Below are 19,605 nucleotides of genomic sequence, written 5' to 3'. Positions count from 1 at the left end.
CACAAGGCTCCGATGCCGCTTCGTCCCCTGACCCTGCTGACTGCGCTGCTGCACCTGTACATCGGGCTGCGGCTGTCGCCCGGATTAGCAGCGTTCACGCCCACCTGGCCCGTTCTGGTGCTGTTGCTCGCGGTGTCTGCCGTGACCATGCCGCTGCCCTTCATCGGCCTGCGCTCAGCCGCCAAGCCGGTGGCCGACACCTGGAAATGGATCGGCCTGCTCAGCATGGGCTGGTTCTCGTCGATGTTCGTGCTGACCGTCGCGCGTGATTTCGGGCTGCTGCTGGCCTGGGCGGCGAACGCGTTGGGCGGCCTGGCGGTCGATTGGCCCCTGGTAAAGGCCTGGAGCGCCGCTGCGGTGCCTTTGGCGGCCACGGCCACCTCCCTCATCGGTTTCGTGAATGCGCGGCGCACAGCGGGCGTGAAGCGGGTCGACGTGCCCATTGCGGGGCTACCGGCGGCGCTGGAAGGCTTCACGATCGCGCAACTCAGCGACATCCATGTCGGCCCGACCATCAGGCGCGGTTACATCCACCGCATCGTCGAGGCCGTGAACAAGCTGGGCGCCGACGTGGTCGCGATCACCGGCGACCTGGTCGACGGCAGCGTGCCCGAGCTGCGTGACCACATTGCGCCACTGGGTGGCCTGCGGGCACGGCATGGCACCTATGTGGTGACCGGCAACCATGAGTACTACGCCGGCGCATCGGCCTGGATCGCCGAACTGCGCCGCATCGGGCTGCGCGTGCTGCTCAACGAACACGTGGTGCTGCGGCAGGACACGCCGGGCCGCTCGACCGGCGACAGCGACGCATTGGTGCTGGCCGGTGTGACCGACTTCACCGCCGGGCATTTCGATGCCGCGCACGAGAGCGACCCCGAAGGCGCTCTGGCCGGTGCGCCGACCGGCAGCACCACGCGGGTGCTGCTGGCACACCAGCCGCGCAGCGCGCCGGCCGCGGCAGAAGCGGGTTACCAGCTTCAGTTGTCGGGCCACACGCACGGCGGACAGTTCTTTCCGTGGAACCTGTTCGTGCCGATGCAGCAGCCATTCACGGCCGGGCTGCACCGGTTGCGCGACATGTGGGTTTATGTGAGCCGGGGTACCGGCTATTGGGGCCCGCCCAAGCGCTTTGGCGCGCCGTCGGAGATCACGCTGCTGCGCCTGGTTCGGGCGAGCTGACGAAGTTCAGTCGGCGGTCGTCTGCGAAAGGCGGCGATGGTTCGACGTCGCCTTGGCGTGAATCGGCTTGAGCGCGCGCTGCGCAACGCGGGCACCGGCGCTGGAGAAATGGGTGATGGTGGCGGCCGCGCGCGTGGTGGCATCGACCAGGGCCTGGGCGCGCGACAGTGCCTGCGCCGGTGTGAAGCTGGTGGTCAGCGAGACCAGCGCCGTGCCGGTGTTGAACCACTGCTGCACCGCGCGATTCATCAGCGCGTACTGCGTGGTGTGAAGCTGGTTGGCAATGGCCGCGCCCGATTCGGTGACGGCGGCGAGCTTCTCTTCGCTCATGAGGTGGATCTCGCGCATGTCGGCCGATGTCGGCTGCATGCCGTGTTCGGCCATGCGGCGGGTGCGCATCTGGATCACCGAGCCCGAGGAGATCAGCATTTCGCCGGTCTTGAGCGCGACGTCGGTCCACAGCATCAACGGGTTGAAGAAGCGGGGATAGGAGTTGGGAGTGCGCATGAAGTGAACTATAGGCCTCGCCGCGCTGTTTTGCTGCAGTGCAGCATGAATCTGGTGGCGCTCGCCTAGTCAGGACGCGCCAAAACTGCCAACTAGTACCGTTTTGGCGGTTTCGGTGCGGCGATTTGGCCGCTGGCACGGCTCGCGCGGCGTGCCCGCACTTCCATTGCCACATAGGCGATGGTGGCGATCGCCAGCGGGGCGAGGTAGTACAGCGCGCGGTAGCCGATCAACCCCGCGAGGATCTGGCCCTGCGGCAGCTTGTGCGACAGGAGTGCGACGAAAACGGCTTCAAGCACGCCGAGGCCGGCCGGCACGTGCGTGATGACGCCGGCCACCGCGCCGACCAGCAGCACGGCTAGCACCTCGGGGTAGGCCACCTTCTGCTGCAGCAGCAGCCAGACCACGCCGCCCATCAGCGACCAGTTGGTGCACGACATCACCAGTTGCAGCAGCGCCATGCGCAGCGTCGGCACCTGCAGTTCGTGGCCGCGCAGGCTCAGGGTCTTTTCTTTTGCGGTGGCGCACAGCACCAGATACCCGGCGCCGAGCGCCAGCAGCACGCCGCCCAGCACGCGCAGGCCGCCACTGTCGATCTTCCAGTCGGGCGGCAGGTCGAGCGGCCAGAAGCAGAAGGCCGCACCGGCCACCACCAGGTAGCCGAACCAGTTGGTGAGCATGCTGAAACCCAGCACGCGCGTGATCACGGCGTTGCCGAGGCCGAGCCGCGAGTAGAGCCGGTAACGGAACGCGACGCCGCCGACCAGCGAGCCGAGGTTCAGGTTGAACGCATAGCTGATGAAGGTCACGCCCATCACCGTGCGGGTGCCGAGCGGGTGGCCGGTCAGGTAGCGGCCCAGCAGGTCGTAGGTGCTGTAAAGCGTAAAGCTGGCGGCGGCCAGCGCGGCGGCGGTGAGTAGCGTGCTCGCCGGCAGGCGCGAGAACGCAGCCATCACGTCGTCCCAATCGATGCCGCGCGCCTGTTTCACGAGCAGCCAGGCAACCAGCGCGAAGAAGGCCCAGGTGCCGATGCGGCGGGCCCAGAGCCACCGGGGTCTGGCGGTCGGGCCCGATGCGCCTGCGCCTTCGCGCGACGCGGGCGCGGCGGTGGTCATGCGACGTCCGTCTGCGTCGACCCGTTCGGGGCAAGTTCGCCCGCCTCAACTCGCTGAAGGCGCGGCGCGTGGCGCGGCAGCCAGCCGGCCCAGGCCGGATACCAGCGCATCAGGTGGAAGACCAGAAAGCTGCGCACCAGCCGCCAGCCGCTCCAGTCGCCGAGCTGCTGGGTATCGATCTGCTTGCAGCTGTGGTGCATCAGGTGCTCGAGCCGTCCGGCGAGCACGGCATTGAACGCCTGGTCGCGCACGACGACGTTGGCTTCGAGGTTGAGCGACAGTGACAGCGGGTCGAGGTTGCTGGAGCCCACCGTGCACCAGCGGTCGTCGACCAGCGCGACCTTGCCGTGCAGCGGCCGGTCGCAATACTCGTAGATGCGCACGCCGGCATGCAGCAGGTGGTGATACAGCATGCGCGCGGCGGTCTTGACGATCGGCATGTCGGGCTCGCCCTGCAGGATCAGGCGCACGTCGACGCCGCGCCGCGCCGCGCGCCGCATCTCCCGGATCAGCGTGTAGCCCGGAAAGAAGTACGCGTTGGCAATGGTGATGCGCTGGCGGGCCGTGCGGATCGCGGCGCGGTAGTGGCGTTCGATGTCGTTGGTGTGGCGGCGGTTGTCGCGCGTGACGAACAGCACCTCGGCACTGCCGGCGTCGGGCACCGCGTTCATGTCGGGCGCTTGTTTCAGGCGCTGGCGGTACCAGCGATGGCCCTTGCCGCCAACCGCGATCGCATGCAACACGAAGCGGTGGATTTCGCTGACGATCGGGCCGGCGAGTTCGACCGCGTAGTCCTGCTTGGCCTTCGGCCCGAAGTCGGTCAGATGGTCGGCCGAGAAGTTGATGCCGCCGACGAACGCGCGCAGGCCGTCGACCACCACGATCTTGCGATGCATGCGCCGCAGCATGTTGGTACGCCAGCCCATCAGCTTGCTGCCGGGGTCGAACATGCGCACCTTGACGCCGGCCGCAGTGAGGCTGCCGATGTATTCGCCCGACAGGTCAGGCGAGCCGAAGCCATCGATCATCAGGTCGACGCGCACGCCGCGCTGCGCGGCGGCGAGCATCGCCTCATGCAAGCCCTTTCCGACCTTGTCCTCGAACAGGATGAAGGTCTCGATGATCACCTCGCGCTCGGCCGCGGCGATGGCCTCGAACACGCGCGGGAAGTACGCCTCGCCGTTCTCGAGCAGGTCGACCTTGTTGCCGGAAACCCAGCGCGCGCTCATGGTGCAGGGCCTCTTTTCAAAGTTCGATCTCGGCAACCAGCGGGGCATGGTCGGACAGGTGCGACCATGGCTTGCGCGGCAGCACGACCGGCGCGTGCACGCCGGCGTTGCGAACGTAGATGCGGTCCAACTGGAGCAACGGAAACCGGGACGGAAAGGTCTTGGCGGCGCTGCCGTTGGCCTGGACGAACACCTCGCGCAGCGCAGCGCCTTCTTCAAGGACATCGTGTGCGCGGCCGCGCCAGTCGTTGAAGTCGCCGGCAACGATCAGCGGGGCGTCGCCCGGCACCTCGTCCCGGACGATGTGGCACAGCAGCTCGAGCTGCTGCTGACGGTGCGTTTCGGCCAGCCCGAGATGCGCGCAGATCACGTGCACGTCGATCGGTCGGCCGGGCAGCCTCAGCACGCAGTGCAGCAATCCGCGCTTTTCCGGTCCGGCGATCGAGATGTCGTGGTTCTGGAAATGCACGATCGGAAACTTCGACAGCACCGCATTGCCGTGGTGCCCCTTCGGATAGACCGCGTTGCGGCCGTAGGCGAACTGCGGCCACATGGTGTCGGCCAGGAATTCGTAGTGCGGCGCCTCGGGCCAGTTGTCGTGCTTGCGCGCATGCCGATCGTGGGTGCCTTGCACCTCCTGCAGAAACACCACGTCGGCTCCGATCGTGCGCACCGCATCCCGCAGTTCGGGCAGGATGAACTTGCGGTTCAGCGCCGTGAAGCCCTTGTGGGTGTTGACGGTCATCACCTTCAACGAGGTGGGCGCAATCGGCGAAGAGGAAGTCACGGCAGATGCCGCCGGCGGTGAGTGAAGCAACATGGAACGTCGTTTGTACGACCAGGCGGGCATATCGCCTGTAGGAAAGGAACGTAGGAACGCTCCGCGGAGGGTCTTGCCTGCGCCGCGCGCCGGCCTGCTCCTACAGGCCGGGCTTGCGCAGGATCACATCCGCGCCGTGCTCCGGGGGCCACGGTGGTTTCAGAGCTTCGAAAAGGGGCTCGCGTGTTCCAACCATTTCAAAGGACGACAACATGAAGCACACCCATCTTTTCTCTTCCGCGCTGCTGGCCGGCATGATGGCTTTTGCGGGGATCGCCTCGGCGCAGAACCCCGGCCCGGTCAAGCCCTCCGAAGTTGAACCGGCGTCGCGCGAAGCGGTGCGTGCCGAAGCGCGCGCCAACAACAAGAGCCCTGCCAACACCCTCACACCGGGCGGCGAGGCGAGCACCAAGACCAACAACCAGCCGAACATGGCGCCAACGCCGATCAGCGGCACCACGCGGGGCGAAGTGCGCCAGGAAGTGCTCAAGACCAGGCCGCAATTCGGCCAGAAGGGCGAACGCCCCGCCGTGCCCACCAATCCGAAGCATGAGACCGGAACTCCCCAGTAACGCGCCTCGTGCCACGTGAAAAAGCCCGCAGTGCGCAAGCGCTGCGGGCTTTTGTTCAAGGGCCGCGCGGGCGGCCGGTGGCTCAGCCCTTGGCGGGCGGGGCCTGGTGGCCGCGATGGCCGTGGTCGCCACGGTGGCCGCGGCGCATCGACTCGGCGTCGAAGGTCTTCTGTTGCTCGGGCGTCAGCACGGCGTAGAAGGTTTTGGTCGCTTCGGCGCGCTGAGCAAACCTTGCGCTGCGTTCAGCCTGGCGCGCCTGCATCCGTTCGAGGCGTTGCGGGGTCGTCATCTTTTCGAACTCGGCCCGGGCCGCCGCACGGTCCGGACGCTGTGCCGGGCGGGCCGGCGGCTGCGTCGCGGCGGTGAAGGTCGACCACGCGCCCTCCTGCGAAGCGTTGAGCTTGAGCTTGGTCTTCAGCTCGGCCAGGTGCTTGGCGCGCCGTTCCTGCATGCGCTCGAAATGCTTGCCGTCATGGGGCTTGTGCATGCGGTGCTCGGCGGCCGGACCGGCAGGCGGCGCGGCGGTCGGGGCCGGCGCCTGGGCCGAAGCGGCAAAAGCCGCGGTGGCCAGCAAGCCGGCGGAAACGAGACGTTGGGTGAGCGAGATCATGGAGAGAGCTTCCTTTCTGAGAAGCCTGATGCCACTCGGCAGCAGGTGAAGGGAAGTGTGGAAGCGCACTGTTTCGCCGCCATGAGCGCACGGTAGCGTTGCGTAAAGATACAGTGAATCGCAGCCCCTTCCTCAAGTAACCATTTGTATGATCCAATCGCCAGACGTGTCAATGAACTGGTAGGTGAATGCATGAAGAAGGTGCTCAGCATGTTGTGCGTCGCGGCATTGGTCTGCGGCTGTGCGGTTCGGCCGAAGGAAGGCCCGGGCTCGGGTTCGGGCGCGACCTCCTATATGCCCGTGGTGGAGCCAACGGAGGTCGACACCGCCGTTTATGACGCCGACGTGGCGACCTGCCGCAAGTCCGCCAGCAGCCTGCCGTTCACCGCCACGCAGCATGACGACGCGCTGCTCGGCGTCGACGCGATCACGATCGGCGCGGGCATTCTCTACGGCTGGCCCACATTCGCGGGGTTCGCCGCGATCGGCGGGTTGGCCGGCTTCGACTATGCCGTCTACACGCCCGAGCGTGCGGCCTGGAAGGCTCGGCAGGAAACCCTGATGGCCAATTGCCTGGCCCAGAAGGGCTATGTCAACGCCGACCCGACGGTGCGCGTGACCTGGGTTCCCCTGAACAAGCGCCCGGTCGACGCGCTGCGGGCAACCGGCGTCGACACTTACAGCGCCGAGCAACTCGCCAAGGCGCAACGCTGCAACGCCATGCCGCTGGCCCAGCTGGTCGACAAGGGCCCGGGCTACGAGCGTCATTCGATCGCGTGCAGCAACGGCCAGGTGATGGCGGTGCGCTGCGAGTTCGGCAACTGCCGGGCGACGCAGGGCATCACGTCGCGCAACTGAGCGTTGGCCATCGTCACCAAAGCCCGCCTCGAGCGGGCTTTTTTTCGCGCTACCGCGCGCAGTCGGCCGCGCGTTCGAGCAGCAGGGCGCGCTCGCGCGCATTGCGCGTGAGCGCGGCGGCGGCCTTGAAGTGGGCGCAGGCTTCGGCGGTGCGGCCGAGTTTGGCCAGCAGGTCGCCCCGCACGCTCGGCAGCAGGTGGTAGCCCTGCAGGGCGCCGTCGGCGACCAACGCATCGACGATCTCCAGTCCGGCGGCCGGGCCGAAGGCCATCGAGACGGCGACCGCGCGGTTGAGCGCCACCACCGGCGAGGGCATCAGCTGCGCCAGCGCGTCGTACAGCGCCGCAATGCGGGCCCAGTCGGTCGCCTCGGCGGTGCGCGCCCGCGCGTGGCAGGCAGCGATGGCGCCTTGCAGGGCATAAGGGCCGAGTGCGCCGCCAAGCGCTTCGGCCCGTGCCAGCGCGGTGAGCCCGCGGCCGATGAGCAGCCGATCCCAGCGCGCCCGGTTCTGCGCCAGCAGCAGGATCGGTACGCCCTGGGCATCGACCCGGGCGGCGGTGCGCGAGGCCTGGATTTCCATCAGCGCAACGAGGCCGTGTACCTCGGGCTCTCCGGGCATCAGTTCGGCAAGCACCCGGCCAAGGCGCAACGCCTCGTCGCACAGTGTCGGCCGCATCCAGTCGTCGCCTGCGGTGGCGGCATAGCCCTCATTGAACACGAGGTAGATCACCTCGAGCACCGAGGCCAGCCGCGACGGCAGCTCGGCGGCACGTGGCACTTCGAACGGCACGCGCGTCTCTGCCAGCGTGCGCTTTGCGCGCACGATGCGCTGGCCGATGGTCGCCTCGGGCACGAGAAACGCGCGGGCAATCTCGTCGGTGGTCAGGCCGCCGAGCAGGCGCAGCGTGAGTGCCACGCGCGCATCGGGTGACAGCACCGGGTGGCAGGCGGTGAAGACCAGCCGCAGCAGATCGTCGCCCACGTCGTCGTCGAGTGCCTCGTGCGTTTCGATAACGAAGTGCGCCTCCCGGGCCACGAGCTCGTGGCCGTATTCCTCGTGCTTGCGCTCCAGCAGCTTGCGGCGGCGCAGTTCGTCGAGCCCGCGATACTTGGCCGCGGCCATGAGCCAGGCGCCGGGGTTGTCCGGCACACCTGTCGAGGGCCACTTCTCGAGGGCGGCGACCAGTGCATCCTGCGCCAGTTCTTCGGCCAGGCCGACGTCGCGCACGATACGTGCGAGGCCCGCGATGATCTTCGCGGACTCGATGCGCCAGACCGCGTCGATCGCGCCGTGCGTCGCGCCCGGGCCGTTCACTGCCCGGCCACGGCGCTGGTCCTGGTCATGCTGCGCCGCCCATCTGGCGGTCGAGCGCGGCCCGCTCGACATCGGTGATGCCTTCGAAGTCGTCGAGCTCGTAGAGCTGCCGCAGCTCGAGCGACACGTTGCCGTGGCCGTCGCTGGCCGGCCAGCGGCGAACCCAGTCGAGTGCCTCTTGCTTGGACGCCACCTCGATCAGCGTGAAGCCGGCGATCAGCTCCTTGGCTTCGGCGAACGGGCCGTCGGTCACGCTCGGCTTGCCGGACTTGAACTGGATGCGTGCGCCGCAGGCACTGGGCTTCAGGCCCTGGCCGCCGCGCAGGATGCCGGCGTCCATCATGGCCTGGTTGTAGGCCATCATGTCCTTCAGCATCTGGTCGTTGCCCTCGCCGACCGGGTTGGCTTCCGATTCGGTCTCGGCGTCGGCCTTGCGGATGATCATGAATTTCATGCCGCGCTCCGCTACTGTTGCTGAGCGGCCGCCTCGGCGCGCAGCCGCTCTTCCTGTTCGCGCAACTCGGGCGTGAAGGCCTCGCCGAAGTCCTCTGCCGCGAAGATCTGGCGGATCTCGATCTCGGAATCGCCAGGCATCGGGTTCGGGCAGCGCTTGACCCACTCGATGCACTCCGCCTTCGACTTGCATTGCAGCAGCCAGAAGCCGGCGACCAGTTCCTTGGTTTCGGCGAAGGGGCCGTCGATGACGGTGCGCTCCTTGCCCGAGAAGCGCACGCGCGCGCCCTTCGTGCTCGGGTGCAAGCCTTCGCCGGCAAGCATCACGCCGGCCTTGACCAGCGTTTCGTTGTACGCGCCCATCTCCGCGAGCAGTTGCTCGCTGGGCATGATGCCGGCTTCGGAATCGGCGGTGGCCTTGACGATGACCATGAATTTCATCTCGATCTCCTGAGAGGTTGCGGTGGTGGGTGAGCCGCCGGCCGGTCAGGAATCGACTGGATTCACGGCGCCTCTGTTGACACGCCGAACGGGCCGGCGCGGATTCGACATCGGCACGGGCCTTGTTTTGTAACAGTCGTTTTCAAGCCGGCGCGGTGATCTCGCCGAGGGCGCGTGCGATTTCGTCGGAGGTGGTGGGCCGCACCACGCGCGCGGTTTCCTTGCCGTCGCGCAGGAACACAAGCGTGGGCCAGAGCTTGATCTGGAACGAGCGGCCCAGCGGCAGGCCGCTGCCGTCCTCGACCTTGATGCGGCGCACCCCGGAATGGCCTTCGAAGGCGGCATCGACCAGCGGTTCGGCGCGTTGGCAGTAGCCGCACCAGTTGGTGCCGAATTGGACGACGGTGGCGCCTTCATGCCGGTTGAGTTCGGCGCGGGTGGTGGATTCGGGGGTGTAGGGGATGGCGCTCATGTTCAGCCCAGTTTGCCATTCTGGAAGTCGTGCATGGCCTGCGTGACCTGTTCGCGCGTGTTCATCACGAACGGGCCGTACTGCACGATCGGCTCGTGCAGCGGCCGGCCGGCGATCAGCAAGGCGCGGGCGGCGCTGTGGTTGGTGGCGGCGGCACGCAGGTGCACGCCGTCGCTGCCGGGGTCGTTGGCCAGGATCGCCATGCGCCGGGTCGGCACCTCGCTGCCGGCGATCCAGACCGACTCGCGAAAGGCGTAGACCAGCGCGTTGTGGTCGTCGGGCAGCGGCTGCGAAAACTCGGTGCCCGGCGGCAGCGTGATGTCGAGGTAAAGCGGCTCGGTGTGCTCGCGCTGCTCCGCCCCCTGCACGCCATGGCTGGCGCCGGCAATCACGCGCACCTGCACGCCGGATGGCGTCGTGTACTCGGGAATCTCGGCGCTCTGGATGTCGCGGTACCAGGGCTCGCGCATCTTGTCCTTGGCCGGCAGGTTGAGCCAGAGCTGGAAGCCTTCCATGAGGCCGTCTTCCTGCTCGGGCAGTTCGCTGTGCACCAGGCCTCGGCCTGCCGTCATCCATTGCACGCCGCCGTTGGACAGCAGGCCCTCGTGGCCGGCGCTGTCGCGATGCCGCATGCGGCCGGCAATCATGTAGGTGACGGTTTCGAAGCCGCGGTGCGGATGGTTCGGAAAGCCGCCGATGTAGTCGCCCGGGTTGCTGCTGCCGAAGGCGTCGAGCATCAGGTACGGGTCGAGCCGTTGCTGCAGCGTCTGTTGCAGCACACGCGTGAGCTTGACGCCGTCGCCGTCGCTGGTCGAGACGCCGGCCACGATGTGGTCGATGCCGCGCGGCGTGGCCACGGGCATCAGGTCGGTGAGATGGTGGTGGGTGTGTGCGCTGGTCATCGGAAGATGGTGGCACCAAGTCGCGAACCGCGCCAGCAACGCGGATGTCCGGTCTGTGGTTGGTTGGTCAGGGCAGCGCGGCCATTTCCCAGGAGACGTTTTCCCAGGCGACGCCGAAGCCGCTTTCGCCGGCTTCGCGCCGGGTGCCGCGCACCGCCTCGAGCGCCCATTGCGCGCCGGCCTGCACGCTGTCGATCAGAGGCACCGGCACGTCGGCTGCGATGTCGGCCGCCATGCCCGCGAGCCCGGCGCCGCCGAGGATCACGGCCTGCACCTTGAAGCGCTCGGCCGCATCGCGGCAGGCCTGCGCCAGCAACTTGCGCGCGCCGACCGGGTCGGCCGCGAGTTCGGCACCGGTCGGCGCCACCGTGTGGATGCCGGCCATCGTTTGCGCGTGGCCGAGCGCGCCAGCCAGGCGCGACAGCATCGGCCGCCAGCGCTCGCCTCCGGTCACGACGGCAAAACTGCCATGCCAGGCCGCCGCTGCAAAAGCCGCCTCGGCGAGACCGGTGACCGGCACGCCCGCGCCTTCGCGCAGCGCGAACAGGCCGGGGTCGCCGAAGCAGCCGATCAGCACCGCGTCGGGCTTCGGTCGCTGCGTGAGCGCGACGGCCCAGGCGTCGAGCACCGTGTGGTTGGCCACCGCGTAGCTGGCCTCGGACGAGATGTAGGGCGCGCCGAAGCGGGCGGTGAGGGTGTGCACCTCGAGCGCGCTGCCGGCTTCCTTTTGCACATGCTGCTGCAGCAGCGCGCTGACGGAGGTCGAAGTGTTGGGGTTGATGACGAGCAGCGAAGGCATCGCGCGCTCAGTGCGTCTTCTTCGTGGAGCGGCGGCGCAGCAGCGCGGCCGTGCCGAGCGCGATCGCCATCACGCCGAACGACACGATGGTCGTCACCGTGCCGAGCGCGTAGATCGACGGCGTGGTGACGGTCGACGTGAGGCCCTGCAGTTCGAGCGGCAGGGTGTTGACGTCGCCGATGGCCTGCGAGGTGCGTGCGATCTCGTCCCAGCTCAAGGTGAAGCCGAACATGCCGATGCCGATGATCGATGGCCCGATCAGCGGCAGCACCACGTGGCGAAAGGTCTGCCAGGGCGTGGCGCCGAGGTCGCGTGCGGCTTCTTCGTAGGCGGGGTTGAACCGGTTGAACACGGCGAACATGATCAGGAGGCCGAAGGGCAGCGTCCAGGTCAGGTGGGCGCCGAGCGCGGAGGTGAGGAGGCCGAGCGCGGTGCCGTAGTTCTCGAGCGTGCTGGTTGCGTCCATCGCGGTCAGCGTTTCCTTGATGCCGGTGTCGAGCAGGCGGAACTGCAGCCCGATGCCGAGCGACACAATGATGGACGGCATGATGAGGCTGGCGACGGTGATGAAGAACAGCGCATTGCCGCCCTTGAGTTTCTTGCGGAACGCGAGGCCGGCCAGGACCGACAGCACCACGGTGAAGAGCATGACCACGGCGCCGAGCATGAGCGAGCGGCGAAATGCCGCGCCGATGTCGACGGTGCCGAGGCCCTCGGCGAGCTTGTGGAACCAGTGGAGCGACACGCCGCGCAGCGGAAACGTGAGGCCGCCTTCCGGGCCCTGGAAGCTGAGCACGAAGATCGTAATCATCGGGCCGTAGAGGAACAGCACGAACAGTGCGAAGACGATGGCAAGGGGCCAGAAGCCGGCGGAGCGTTGTTCACCGATGCGTTGGCTCATCCTTGTTGCTCCGCTTTGGCGCGTTGCTGCCCAAGGCCTGCATTCGGGGCGCGGTTGTTCAGGGCGCGTGCGGAGGGCACCGGGTATCCCCCTCCGCGAATGTCCCCCGCCTTCGGCTCCTCCTTTATTTCGCTGCGGGGGATACCCGGCACCCTCCGCACGAGTGACGCCGTGTTGTATTCGTCGATCAACCACCGCTCTGACGGATCAGGCCGATGGTGTGCTCTGCGCAGCGAAATAAAGGAGGAGGCCGAAGGCCGGGGGACATTCGCGGAGCAGAGTACGCCGTCGGCCTGATCCTGCCCACAGCGCCCCAAACGACCCAAGTAACGCAGGCCGCATCGGATGGAAAAGCCCGGCCTCATTCCTCAGAGTTCCTTGCGAATGTCGACGAGCCGCGTCAGGCCCCAGATGATCATCAGCACCACCGCCAGCAGAATCATCGCGTTGGCTGCGGCGAGCGGAAACTGCAGGTACGAGGTCTGCACCTGGATGATCTTGCCGATCGACGCGATCTGCTGGCCGCCCATCACGCCGATGGTGACGAAGTCGCCCATGACGATGGTGATGACAAAAATCGAGCCGATCAGGATGCCGGTGCGCGACAGCGGCACGATCACGTTCCACAGCGTCTGCCAGCCGGTGGCACCCGAGTCGCTGGCCGCTTCGAGCAGGCTGCGGTCGATGCGCATCATCGAGTTGAAGATGGGCACGATCATGAACATCGTGTACAGATGCACGAAGGCCAGCACCACCGAGAAGTCGGAGAACAACAGCCACTCGACCGGCTCGTGCACCAGACCCATGCCCATCAGCCCCTGGTTGACCAGCCCGTTGCGGCCCAGCAGCGGCACCCACGAGATCATGCGGATCACGTTGGACGTCCAGAACGGCACGGTGCACAGCACGAACAGCGCGGTCTGCATGCCTGGCGACCGCACATGGAACGCAAGAAAGTACGCGACCGAAAACCCGACCAGCAGCGTGATGCCCCAGACCAGCAGGCAGAACTTGAGCGTGCTGATGTAGGTGCTGAGCGTGACGCAGAAGTCACCGTTGTCGGTGAGCTGCGAACAGCCTTCGAAGATGCTCAGGTAGTTGCGCAGCGTGACGGCCGGAATCAGCTCGTACTCGTTGAAGTTCCACAGGCTGACCATCGCGATCAGCGCCAGTGGAATCAGGAAGAACAGCAGGAACACCAGCGCAAACGGTGCGGCCTGCCACCAGGCCTTCACGGCGTGGGTGGGCATGGAGGCGGCGTGGCCGGATGCGACAGGGGTGCTCATGAAATGGCGCAGCGTTGTTTATTCAAAGGCGAGCAGCGCGAAGCCCGTTGGTGAGACACCGCGGAACCGGCTTTGCCGGGCCGCTGGTGTCGCCCCCTCCAGGGGGTGGGCGAAGCGAAGCGCAGCCTGGGGGTCGAATTTGTCGACAGCCTTCAGGCTGCGACGAATTCGTTCCACTTTTTGACCATGTATTCGTTCTCGTCCATCACCGCGTTCCAGCAGGCGATGCCGCCCATGCGCTGCTCGTAGCTGCCGCCGTCGCGCACCGCACCGGCCTTGGCCAACACGTCGCCGTTCGGGCTCTTGATGTCCTGTGCGGCGGCCTTGCCTTCCATCCAGTAGGCCCACTCGTAGGCTTCCATCTTGGCCTTGGCGGTTTCGAGCACGGCGCTGTAGTAGCCCTGGCGATTGAGGTACGCACCGGCCCAGCCGTCGAGGAACCAGTTGATGAATTCGTAGGCGCCATCGAGCTTCTTGCCCGACAGCGTGGCCGGCAGGCCGAAGCCGGCGGCCCAGGCGCGGTAGCCCTCCTTGAGCGGCTGGAAGTTGCAGGCGATGCCCTTGGTGCGCACGGCGGTCACGGCCGGGCTCCACATCGACTGGATCACCACTTCGCCGGACGCCATCAGGTTGACCGACTCGTTGAAGTCTTTCCACAGCGCACGGAACTGGCCGGCTTTCTTGGCTTCGATCAGGGTCTTGATCGTCAGGTCGATCTCGGCCTTGGTCATGTTGCCCTTGTCCTTGTACTTGTGGATGCCCTTGGCCTCCACCACCATCGCGGCGTCCATGATGCCGATCGAGGGGATGTTCAGGATCGCGGCCTTGCCCTTGAACTCGGGGTTGAGCAGTTCGGCCCAGGAGCTGATGGGGCGCTTGATCAGATCCGGGCGGATGCCCAGGGTGTCGGCGTTGTAGACCGTCGGGATCAGCGACATGAACTGCGTCGGCGTGGCCGAGAACTTCTTCGACTTCTCGCCTTCGAGGTAGATCACCTTCTTCGGTGCCGTGCCCTGGTCGCCGACCGCCTTGCCTGCCACTTCACCCTTGGTGAACAGCGTGGTGATCTTGTCGGCGTTCTTGATCTTCTTGGTGTCGATGCCTTTCAGGTTGCCGGTCGGCACGATCTTCTTGAGCGAGAAGAACTCGGTGTCGATCAGGTCGAAGCTGTTGGGCGCGGTGACGGCGCGCTTGGTCACGTCGTCGGTGGTCACGGCCACGTACTGGATCTCGATGCCGGTGTCGGCCTTGAACTTGTCGCCGATCGCCTTGTCCTGGTTGACCGCGGTGCCGAGGTAGCGCAGCACGATCTTCTCTTGCGCGTGGACGAAGGGCGCCATGCCCGTGGCCAGGATGCCGGCCATGCCGGTGGTGCCTTGCAGCAGGGCGCGGCGCTTGATGCCGTTGGCGGAAGAGTCGATCGGTTCGGACATGAGGAGGCCTCCAGAGTTGGTGATGAGGGGTGAACGCAGGGGAAAAACGAAGAAGAAGAAGGAAGCTCAGGCGGCGACGGCAGCGAGCTCGTCGCGATGCCCGCGGCCCCGTGCGGAGGGCGTGCTGCGCTCCGCCGGCCGCTTGACGCCGGGGCCGAGCACGCGCGCGTCGGCCGCATCCCACGAGAGGCGAACCTGCTCGCCCGCCGCGTAGGGGCGGGCCAGGAAGGCGGCCTCGTTGAGCAGCACCGACACGCCCTTGCGGCCGGCCGCGGCTTCGGTGACTTCGAGGCCCATCAGCACATAGGTGCCCTGGTACTCGACATCGGTGATGTGCGCCGCGATGCCGGCCTCGTCGGGGCCGCTCACGCGCATGTGGTCGTTGCGCACCGCGATGGGGCCGGTGGGGGTGTCGATCACGTTGTGGCCGCCCATGAAGCGTGCCACGAACTCGCTGGCCGGATGGTTGTAGACCATGTGCGGCGAGCCGACCTGCTCGATCAGGCCGTGGTTCATGACCACCATGGTGTCGGCCAGCGCCATTGCTTCTTCCTGCGAGTGCGTGACGTGGATGAAGGTGAGGCCCAGCTCCTTCTGCCAGCGGCGCAGCTCGGCGCGCATCTGGATGCGCAGGAACGGGTCGAGCGCCGACAACGGCTCGTCGAGCAGCAGCACGCGCGGTTGGGTGATGAGCGCCCGCGCCAGCGCCACGCGCTGCTGCTGGCCGCCCGAGAGTTCGGCCGGCTTGCGTTCGGCCAGATGGCCCATGGCCACGCGTTCGAGCAGGTCGCCCGCACGCTTGTGACGTTCGGCCTTGCCGACGCCCTTCATCTTGAGGCTGAACGCGACGTTGTCCAGTGCCGACAGGTGCGGGAACAGCGCGAAGCTCTGGAACATCATGGCCGTGCCGCGTGCAGCGGCCGGCAGGTTGGTGATGTTGCGGTTGTCGAGCAGGATGTCGCCGACGGAGACCGACTCGTGCCCCGCGATCATGCGCAGCGTGGTGCTTTTGCCGCAGCCCGACGGCCCCAGCAGGCAACAGTAGCTGCCGCTTTCGATGCGCAGGTCGATCTGGTCCACCGCCGCGGGAGTGCCCGCGGCGTAGCGCTTCGTCAGCGCGACGATTTCAACGGCCGCAGGCGGGGGCGTAGCAACAGCATCCATTGATGCCCCAATTGCAAGACATGTGCCACCCGGCGCCGCACCGAATCGGTGCGGCCAACGCTATGCCGGCAGCCAGTATGCGTAGCGCCAGGCCGGGCTGAAGCCGGCGCGGCGGTAGAGCGAAAGCGCCGGAGCGTTGCCCGCTTCGACCTGCAGAAACACCCGCTCGACGCCCCGGGCCAGCGCCGCCTGCGCGAGCCCGGCCAGCACCCGGCCGGCCAGGCCGTGGCCGCGTGCGGCCTGCTCGGTGCGCATGCCGTGCACGCTGGCCCAGCCGTGGCCGAAGGCGATCGCACCGGCCGCCACGGTACGGCCGTCTTCGCGCACGCTGGCGAACAGCGTGCCGGACGCGCGGCTCAACGCACGCACGCGGCTGGCGCCATCGACCGGGTCGAAGCCGGGGCCGAGGAACACCGATTCCCAGCCGGCATCGGGTGCGGCGTCGACCTCGGCCGGCGCGTCGGCCGCGAGCGCCCCCATGGCCTGCGCATGGCCGATCTGCGTGACGGTGGCCTTGCAAGCGCCATAGCCGCGATGCGCGAGCGCCTCACGCATCGCGTCGAAACAGGGCGCGTCGGGCAGGCGGAACGCGGGTGGCAGGCCGCGTGCGTGGTAGCGGGCCTCGATGCGTTCGACCAGCCCGGGCCCGGGTGCCAAATGGCGCAACGGCAAAGCTGTTTTCGCGCGGCTCACGGTGCCACTGTCGAAGGGGAGGAGCCACCCTTCAGGCAGCTCTTCAACGGTTTGTGGCGAGACGGCGGCGATGGTGGCGCGTTCGATCGCTTCGATGTCGGCGGGCTCCATGGGTCAGGGCGGCGGCGCGAAACGCGCGTTGGCCACGCCTTTCAGCAGCGATTCGCGCTGTCCGCGCGTGATGCCGCGGATCCCTTCGGCCACCAGCTTGGAGCGTGCCGCGTCGATGTTGCCGGTGCGCTGCCATTGCGCGATTTCGGCGCCGGGGTTGTGCAGCATCGCGGCCAGCCAGACGGCCTGCGCCGGCTCCAGCCTGGCAGCACTGCGCTTGAAATAGCGTTTGGCCGCTGCTTCGGCGCCGCACACGCCGCTGCCCCAGGGCGCGTTGTCGAGGTAGAGCTGCAGGATGCGCGGCTTGCCGAGCGTCTGTTCCATCTCGACCGCGTAGAGCAGTTCGCGCAGCTTGCGTTCGCCGGTGCGCTCGCTGCCGGTGACCAGCAGCTTGGTGAGCTGCTGCGTGAGCGTGCTGCCGCCGCGCTCGACCTGGCCGGCCTTCTGGTTCGCCGCAACTGCGGCGCCGAGTTCGGTCAGGTCGTAGCCAGGGTGCTGAAAGAAACGCTGGTCTTCGGCCGCCATCACCGCGCGTGCGAGCCAGCTCTCGGCTGAAAGCCGCGATGGCGCGCCGCAGCTGCTGCGCGCATTGAGCATCGCTTCGGTGCCGAGGCCTTCGACCGTGAACTGCGAGATCGTCGGCTGGATCGTGAAACTGTCGGCCGGCAAGGCCAGCTGCGCGTGCAGCGCCATGGTGCCGCCGATGCGCGCGCGCTGCAGTTCGGGCAGCGCCGGTACGAACACGCCATACCACTGGGCGATCGGCGCGTCGGCCATGGTGATGTCGAGCTGCAGCGTTTTCTGCGTCAGGCGGCCATCCCAGCGGCCGCGCAGTGCCGGCGCGTCGGCGCCCGCGGCCTTGGCTTCGAGCGTGCCGTTGAGCACGACGACGTCGCGGCGTACCGTGATCAGCAGGCTGTCGACCTTGATCGGCTGGGCGCCGAGTTCGGGGACGGTGGCGCTGCAGGGCGCGCAGACCAGTTCGAGTGTCTGGCGGGGCTCGTTCCAGCCAAAATGCACCGGGCCGTAACGTGTGTCGAGCGTCTGGCCGTCGAGTTGCGGCGCGAACCAGGAGGCGGTGGCGAGGCGGATCGCGGTCGGCACGCCGACATCGAAGCCGACCGGCCCGGCCTTCACCCGCATCGACCATTCGCCGGCCGCCGGTGCCAACGCGATCTTCACGATCAAGACAATAGCGACGGCGACTGTGGCCACAAGCGCCAGAGCCACAAGAAGCAGGTCACGCAGAGTCTTCTTCACAAATTCTTCTTCAGAGCAGTTTCGCTGTCGTGACGGCTTGCCACGGTCCCTTCGATTGTCCGCTTGCCGCGGCCCAGTACCAGGCTGAAGTGTCGGTGAAAGAACTGCCATCGGCGGCCTCGATGCGCTCGCATACCCTCAAGTTTGAGGGGAGGGTTTGCCCTTGGCCGCGCATGGCCGAGAAGCAGCGCCAGAGCCGTCGCTGCGCGTCGCGCTCAAGGCGGGCCTGCTCGATGCGGTAACCCAGTGCACGGTAGCAATCTGCGGCGGGGTGCAGCATGCGGGTGGGCGACTTGACCTCGCGCAGCACCAGCATCTGGTGGCCATCGGTCATGCGCGCGATGCTGCCCGGGAACTGCTGCGCGAAGCGTTGCTCGACGGCGCTCAGTGCCAGCGGACGCAGCGGCGCACCGTCCCATTCGGCAGGCCACTCATGGAAGGCGGTCGGCGCGGCTGGCGTTGCAGCAGGCCGCAGTGCCTGGGCGCTGGCCCAGAGCAGGCACAGCAGCATCGCGAGCGCGAACAGCGCCTTGTGCGCGACGCGCTGCATGAAATGGTTGGCGAACAGAAAACGTTCAAGCAGTCGTATCGACACGGCGGCCTCCAGGGATGGTGATCAGGCCGGGAATGGCCGGCGTGCGGCGTGGCGTCATGGCCCGCGCGATGCCGCCGCACACAGCGGCCAGCACCAGCAGTCCGAAGGCGTTGTGCGCCCAGGGTGCAAGCGGGCGGCCTGCGGCTTCGAAAGCCACCAGCACACTGTTGCGCAGGATGTTGCCGGCCAGCACGAGCAGGCCCACGGCCGGCAGCCGCGCAAGGAAGGCGCGGTCACTGCGACCAGCCCACAGCGCGACCGCGCAGGCCGTGAAGTAGCCGAACCACACCATCTGCACGCCGGAGCAGGGCGCATCGACGATCACGAGCCGGCCGTCCACCAGCAAGGTGGTGCCTTCGCGTGCCACACCGAAGCCCGGCGCCAGCAGCCAGCGGCTGGCCTCGGCCGTGACCACGCGCAGCGGGTAGCCGGCGTAGAACTGCAGCGACGAGAGCAGCGGCAACGCCAGCACCGCCAACCCGGCGACCGGCAGCGCGGCCACGCGGCGTGGCAGGAAGGCCATCAGCCCGCAGGCGAGCGCCAGTACTGCGAGCAGGCTGGCGGCGAGCGGCGGCAGGGCCATTCGCAGCAGCGTGGCCGCAAGCGTCCCGCCGGCGGCCAGCGCGAGCCAGCCGAGGCGCGGCGAGGCGCGCAGGTCGTGGCGCAATTGCCAGACCAGCAGCGCGAGCGATGCGAGCGCCAGCAGGCCGAGCGGGTCGTCCGACCCGTCGCCCAGGCGTGCCGCCATCCAGAGCCAGGTGGGCGTGAGCGCCGCGGCCTGCAGTGCCAGCCAGCCGGCCGCAGGTGCGCGGTCGAGGCGAATGCTCCAGTCGACCAGGCGCGGGTGGGTTTGTGCCAATGATGCAAGCGACATGTGCAGCCTTCTT

22 protein-coding genes are annotated in these 19,605 nt (G+C 67.6%); 3 read left to right on the top strand and 19 right to left on the bottom strand.

Annotated features, from left to right (window positions below):
* Positions 1-12: 12 nt before the first annotated feature.
* A complete protein-coding gene (locus QTI05_RS09650; RefSeq protein ID WP_286624143.1) occupies positions 13-1,182 on the top strand; it encodes a metallophosphoesterase in 1,170 nt (389 codons plus the stop codon).
* Between the two features lie 6 nt (positions 1,183-1,188).
* Here the strand turns inward: QTI05_RS09650 and QTI05_RS09645 are convergent, their stop codons facing one another.
* The 4 genes from QTI05_RS09645 to QTI05_RS09630 form a co-directional block, all read right to left on the bottom strand.
* Positions 1,189-1,689, bottom strand: coding sequence for a polyhydroxyalkanoate granule-associated phasin (locus tag QTI05_RS09645; RefSeq protein ID WP_286624142.1), 501 nt, complete (start codon positions 1,687-1,689; stop codon positions 1,189-1,191).
* A gap of 92 nt (positions 1,690-1,781) precedes the next feature.
* A complete protein-coding gene (locus tag QTI05_RS09640) occupies positions 1,782-2,804 on the bottom strand; it encodes a lysylphosphatidylglycerol synthase domain-containing protein (RefSeq protein WP_286540473.1) in 1,023 nt (340 codons plus the stop codon).
* Positions 2,801-4,033: a cardiolipin synthase ClsB gene (gene clsB, locus QTI05_RS09635; RefSeq protein WP_286540474.1), complete on the bottom strand. Its 1,233-nt coding sequence runs from the start codon at positions 4,031-4,033 to the stop codon at positions 2,801-2,803. Before clsB ends, QTI05_RS09640 begins: the two co-directional genes overlap by 4 nt.
* A 16-nt stretch (positions 4,034-4,049) precedes the next feature.
* The gene (locus QTI05_RS09630; RefSeq protein ID WP_286540476.1) at positions 4,050-4,853 is read right to left on the bottom strand and encodes an endonuclease/exonuclease/phosphatase family protein; all 804 of its coding nucleotides are present in this window, start codon (positions 4,851-4,853) and stop codon (positions 4,050-4,052) included.
* Between the two features lie 212 nt (positions 4,854-5,065).
* Between QTI05_RS09630 and QTI05_RS09625 the strand changes: the two genes are divergently transcribed.
* Positions 5,066-5,425 carry a serine/threonine protein kinase gene (locus QTI05_RS09625; RefSeq protein ID WP_286540478.1) on the top strand — a complete coding sequence of 120 codons (360 nt, stop codon included), beginning with the start codon at positions 5,066-5,068 and terminating at the stop codon, positions 5,423-5,425.
* An 82-nt stretch (positions 5,426-5,507) separates the two neighbouring features.
* On the opposite strand, the gene QTI05_RS09620 is transcribed toward QTI05_RS09625, so the two are convergent.
* Positions 5,508-6,035, bottom strand: coding sequence for a Spy/CpxP family protein refolding chaperone (locus QTI05_RS09620; protein ID WP_286624141.1), 528 nt, complete (start codon positions 6,033-6,035; stop codon positions 5,508-5,510).
* 192 nt (positions 6,036-6,227) lie between these two features.
* Here QTI05_RS09620 and QTI05_RS09615 point away from each other — a divergent pair, with 192 nt between their 5' ends.
* Positions 6,228-6,893: a hypothetical protein gene (locus tag QTI05_RS09615; RefSeq protein ID WP_286540480.1), complete on the top strand. Its 666-nt coding sequence runs from the start codon at positions 6,228-6,230 to the stop codon at positions 6,891-6,893.
* Positions 6,894-6,942: 49 nt separating this feature from the next.
* Here the strand turns inward: QTI05_RS09615 and QTI05_RS09610 are convergent, their stop codons facing one another.
* The 14 genes from QTI05_RS09610 to xrtQa form a co-directional block, all read right to left on the bottom strand.
* Positions 6,943-8,280, bottom strand: coding sequence for an RNA polymerase sigma factor (locus tag QTI05_RS09610; protein WP_286624139.1), 1,338 nt, complete (start codon positions 8,278-8,280; stop codon positions 6,943-6,945).
* Positions 8,234-8,662: a YciI family protein gene (locus tag QTI05_RS09605; protein ID WP_286624137.1), complete on the bottom strand. Its 429-nt coding sequence runs from the start codon at positions 8,660-8,662 to the stop codon at positions 8,234-8,236. Before QTI05_RS09605 ends, QTI05_RS09610 begins: the two co-directional genes overlap by 47 nt.
* Positions 8,663-8,673: 11 nt before the next feature.
* Positions 8,674-9,102, bottom strand: coding sequence for a YciI family protein (locus QTI05_RS09600; RefSeq protein WP_286624136.1), 429 nt, complete (start codon positions 9,100-9,102; stop codon positions 8,674-8,676).
* A gap of 142 nt (positions 9,103-9,244) precedes the next feature.
* Positions 9,245-9,574 (bottom strand): thioredoxin family protein, encoded by a 330-nt coding sequence (locus QTI05_RS09595; protein WP_286624135.1) that lies wholly within the window; start codon positions 9,572-9,574, stop codon positions 9,245-9,247.
* 2 nt (positions 9,575-9,576) lie between these two features.
* On the bottom strand, positions 9,577-10,476 hold the full coding sequence (locus QTI05_RS09590) for a pirin family protein (RefSeq protein ID WP_286624133.1): 900 nt from the start codon (positions 10,474-10,476) through the stop codon (positions 9,577-9,579).
* 67 nt (positions 10,477-10,543) lie between these two features.
* Positions 10,544-11,275, bottom strand: coding sequence for an aspartate/glutamate racemase family protein (locus QTI05_RS09585; RefSeq protein WP_286624132.1), 732 nt, complete (start codon positions 11,273-11,275; stop codon positions 10,544-10,546).
* A gap of 7 nt (positions 11,276-11,282) precedes the next feature.
* Entirely contained in the window at positions 11,283-12,176 is an 894-nt protein-coding gene (locus tag QTI05_RS09580) for an ABC transporter permease (RefSeq protein WP_286624130.1), read from the bottom strand.
* Between the two features lie 368 nt (positions 12,177-12,544).
* A complete protein-coding gene (locus tag QTI05_RS09575) occupies positions 12,545-13,462 on the bottom strand; it encodes an ABC transporter permease (RefSeq protein WP_286624129.1) in 918 nt (305 codons plus the stop codon).
* Between the two features lie 152 nt (positions 13,463-13,614).
* Positions 13,615-14,895: an ABC transporter substrate-binding protein gene (locus QTI05_RS09570; RefSeq protein WP_286540490.1), complete on the bottom strand. Its 1,281-nt coding sequence runs from the start codon at positions 14,893-14,895 to the stop codon at positions 13,615-13,617.
* Between the two features lie 66 nt (positions 14,896-14,961).
* Entirely contained in the window at positions 14,962-16,059 is a 1,098-nt protein-coding gene (locus tag QTI05_RS09565; protein ID WP_286540491.1) for an ABC transporter ATP-binding protein, read from the bottom strand.
* Between the two features lie 60 nt (positions 16,060-16,119).
* Complete coding sequence (locus QTI05_RS09560; protein ID WP_286624127.1) at positions 16,120-16,863, bottom strand: GNAT family N-acetyltransferase; 744 nt, start codon at positions 16,861-16,863, stop codon at positions 16,120-16,122.
* Positions 16,864-16,866: 3 nt separating this feature from the next.
* Positions 16,867-18,123, bottom strand: a complete 1,257-nt coding sequence (locus QTI05_RS09555) for a biosynthetic peptidoglycan transglycosylase (RefSeq protein WP_286657802.1) — start codon at positions 18,121-18,123, stop codon at positions 16,867-16,869.
* 10 nt (positions 18,124-18,133) lie between these two features.
* Positions 18,134-18,718, bottom strand: coding sequence for an exosortase Q subunit 2 (gene xrtQb, locus QTI05_RS09550; RefSeq protein ID WP_444812875.1), 585 nt, complete (start codon positions 18,716-18,718; stop codon positions 18,134-18,136).
* The gene (xrtQa, locus tag QTI05_RS09545) at positions 18,699-19,592 is read right to left on the bottom strand and encodes an exosortase Q (protein ID WP_286624126.1); all 894 of its coding nucleotides are present in this window, start codon (positions 19,590-19,592) and stop codon (positions 18,699-18,701) included. Before xrtQa ends, xrtQb begins: the two co-directional genes overlap by 20 nt.
* Positions 19,593-19,605: the final 13 nt, after the last annotated feature.

Origin of the sequence: Variovorax fucosicus, assembly GCF_030316825.1 — a bacterium.
Lineage (GTDB): Bacteria > Pseudomonadota > Gammaproteobacteria > Burkholderiales > Burkholderiaceae_C > Variovorax > Variovorax fucosicus.
This window is presented reverse-complemented; position numbering and strand designations above follow the sequence as displayed.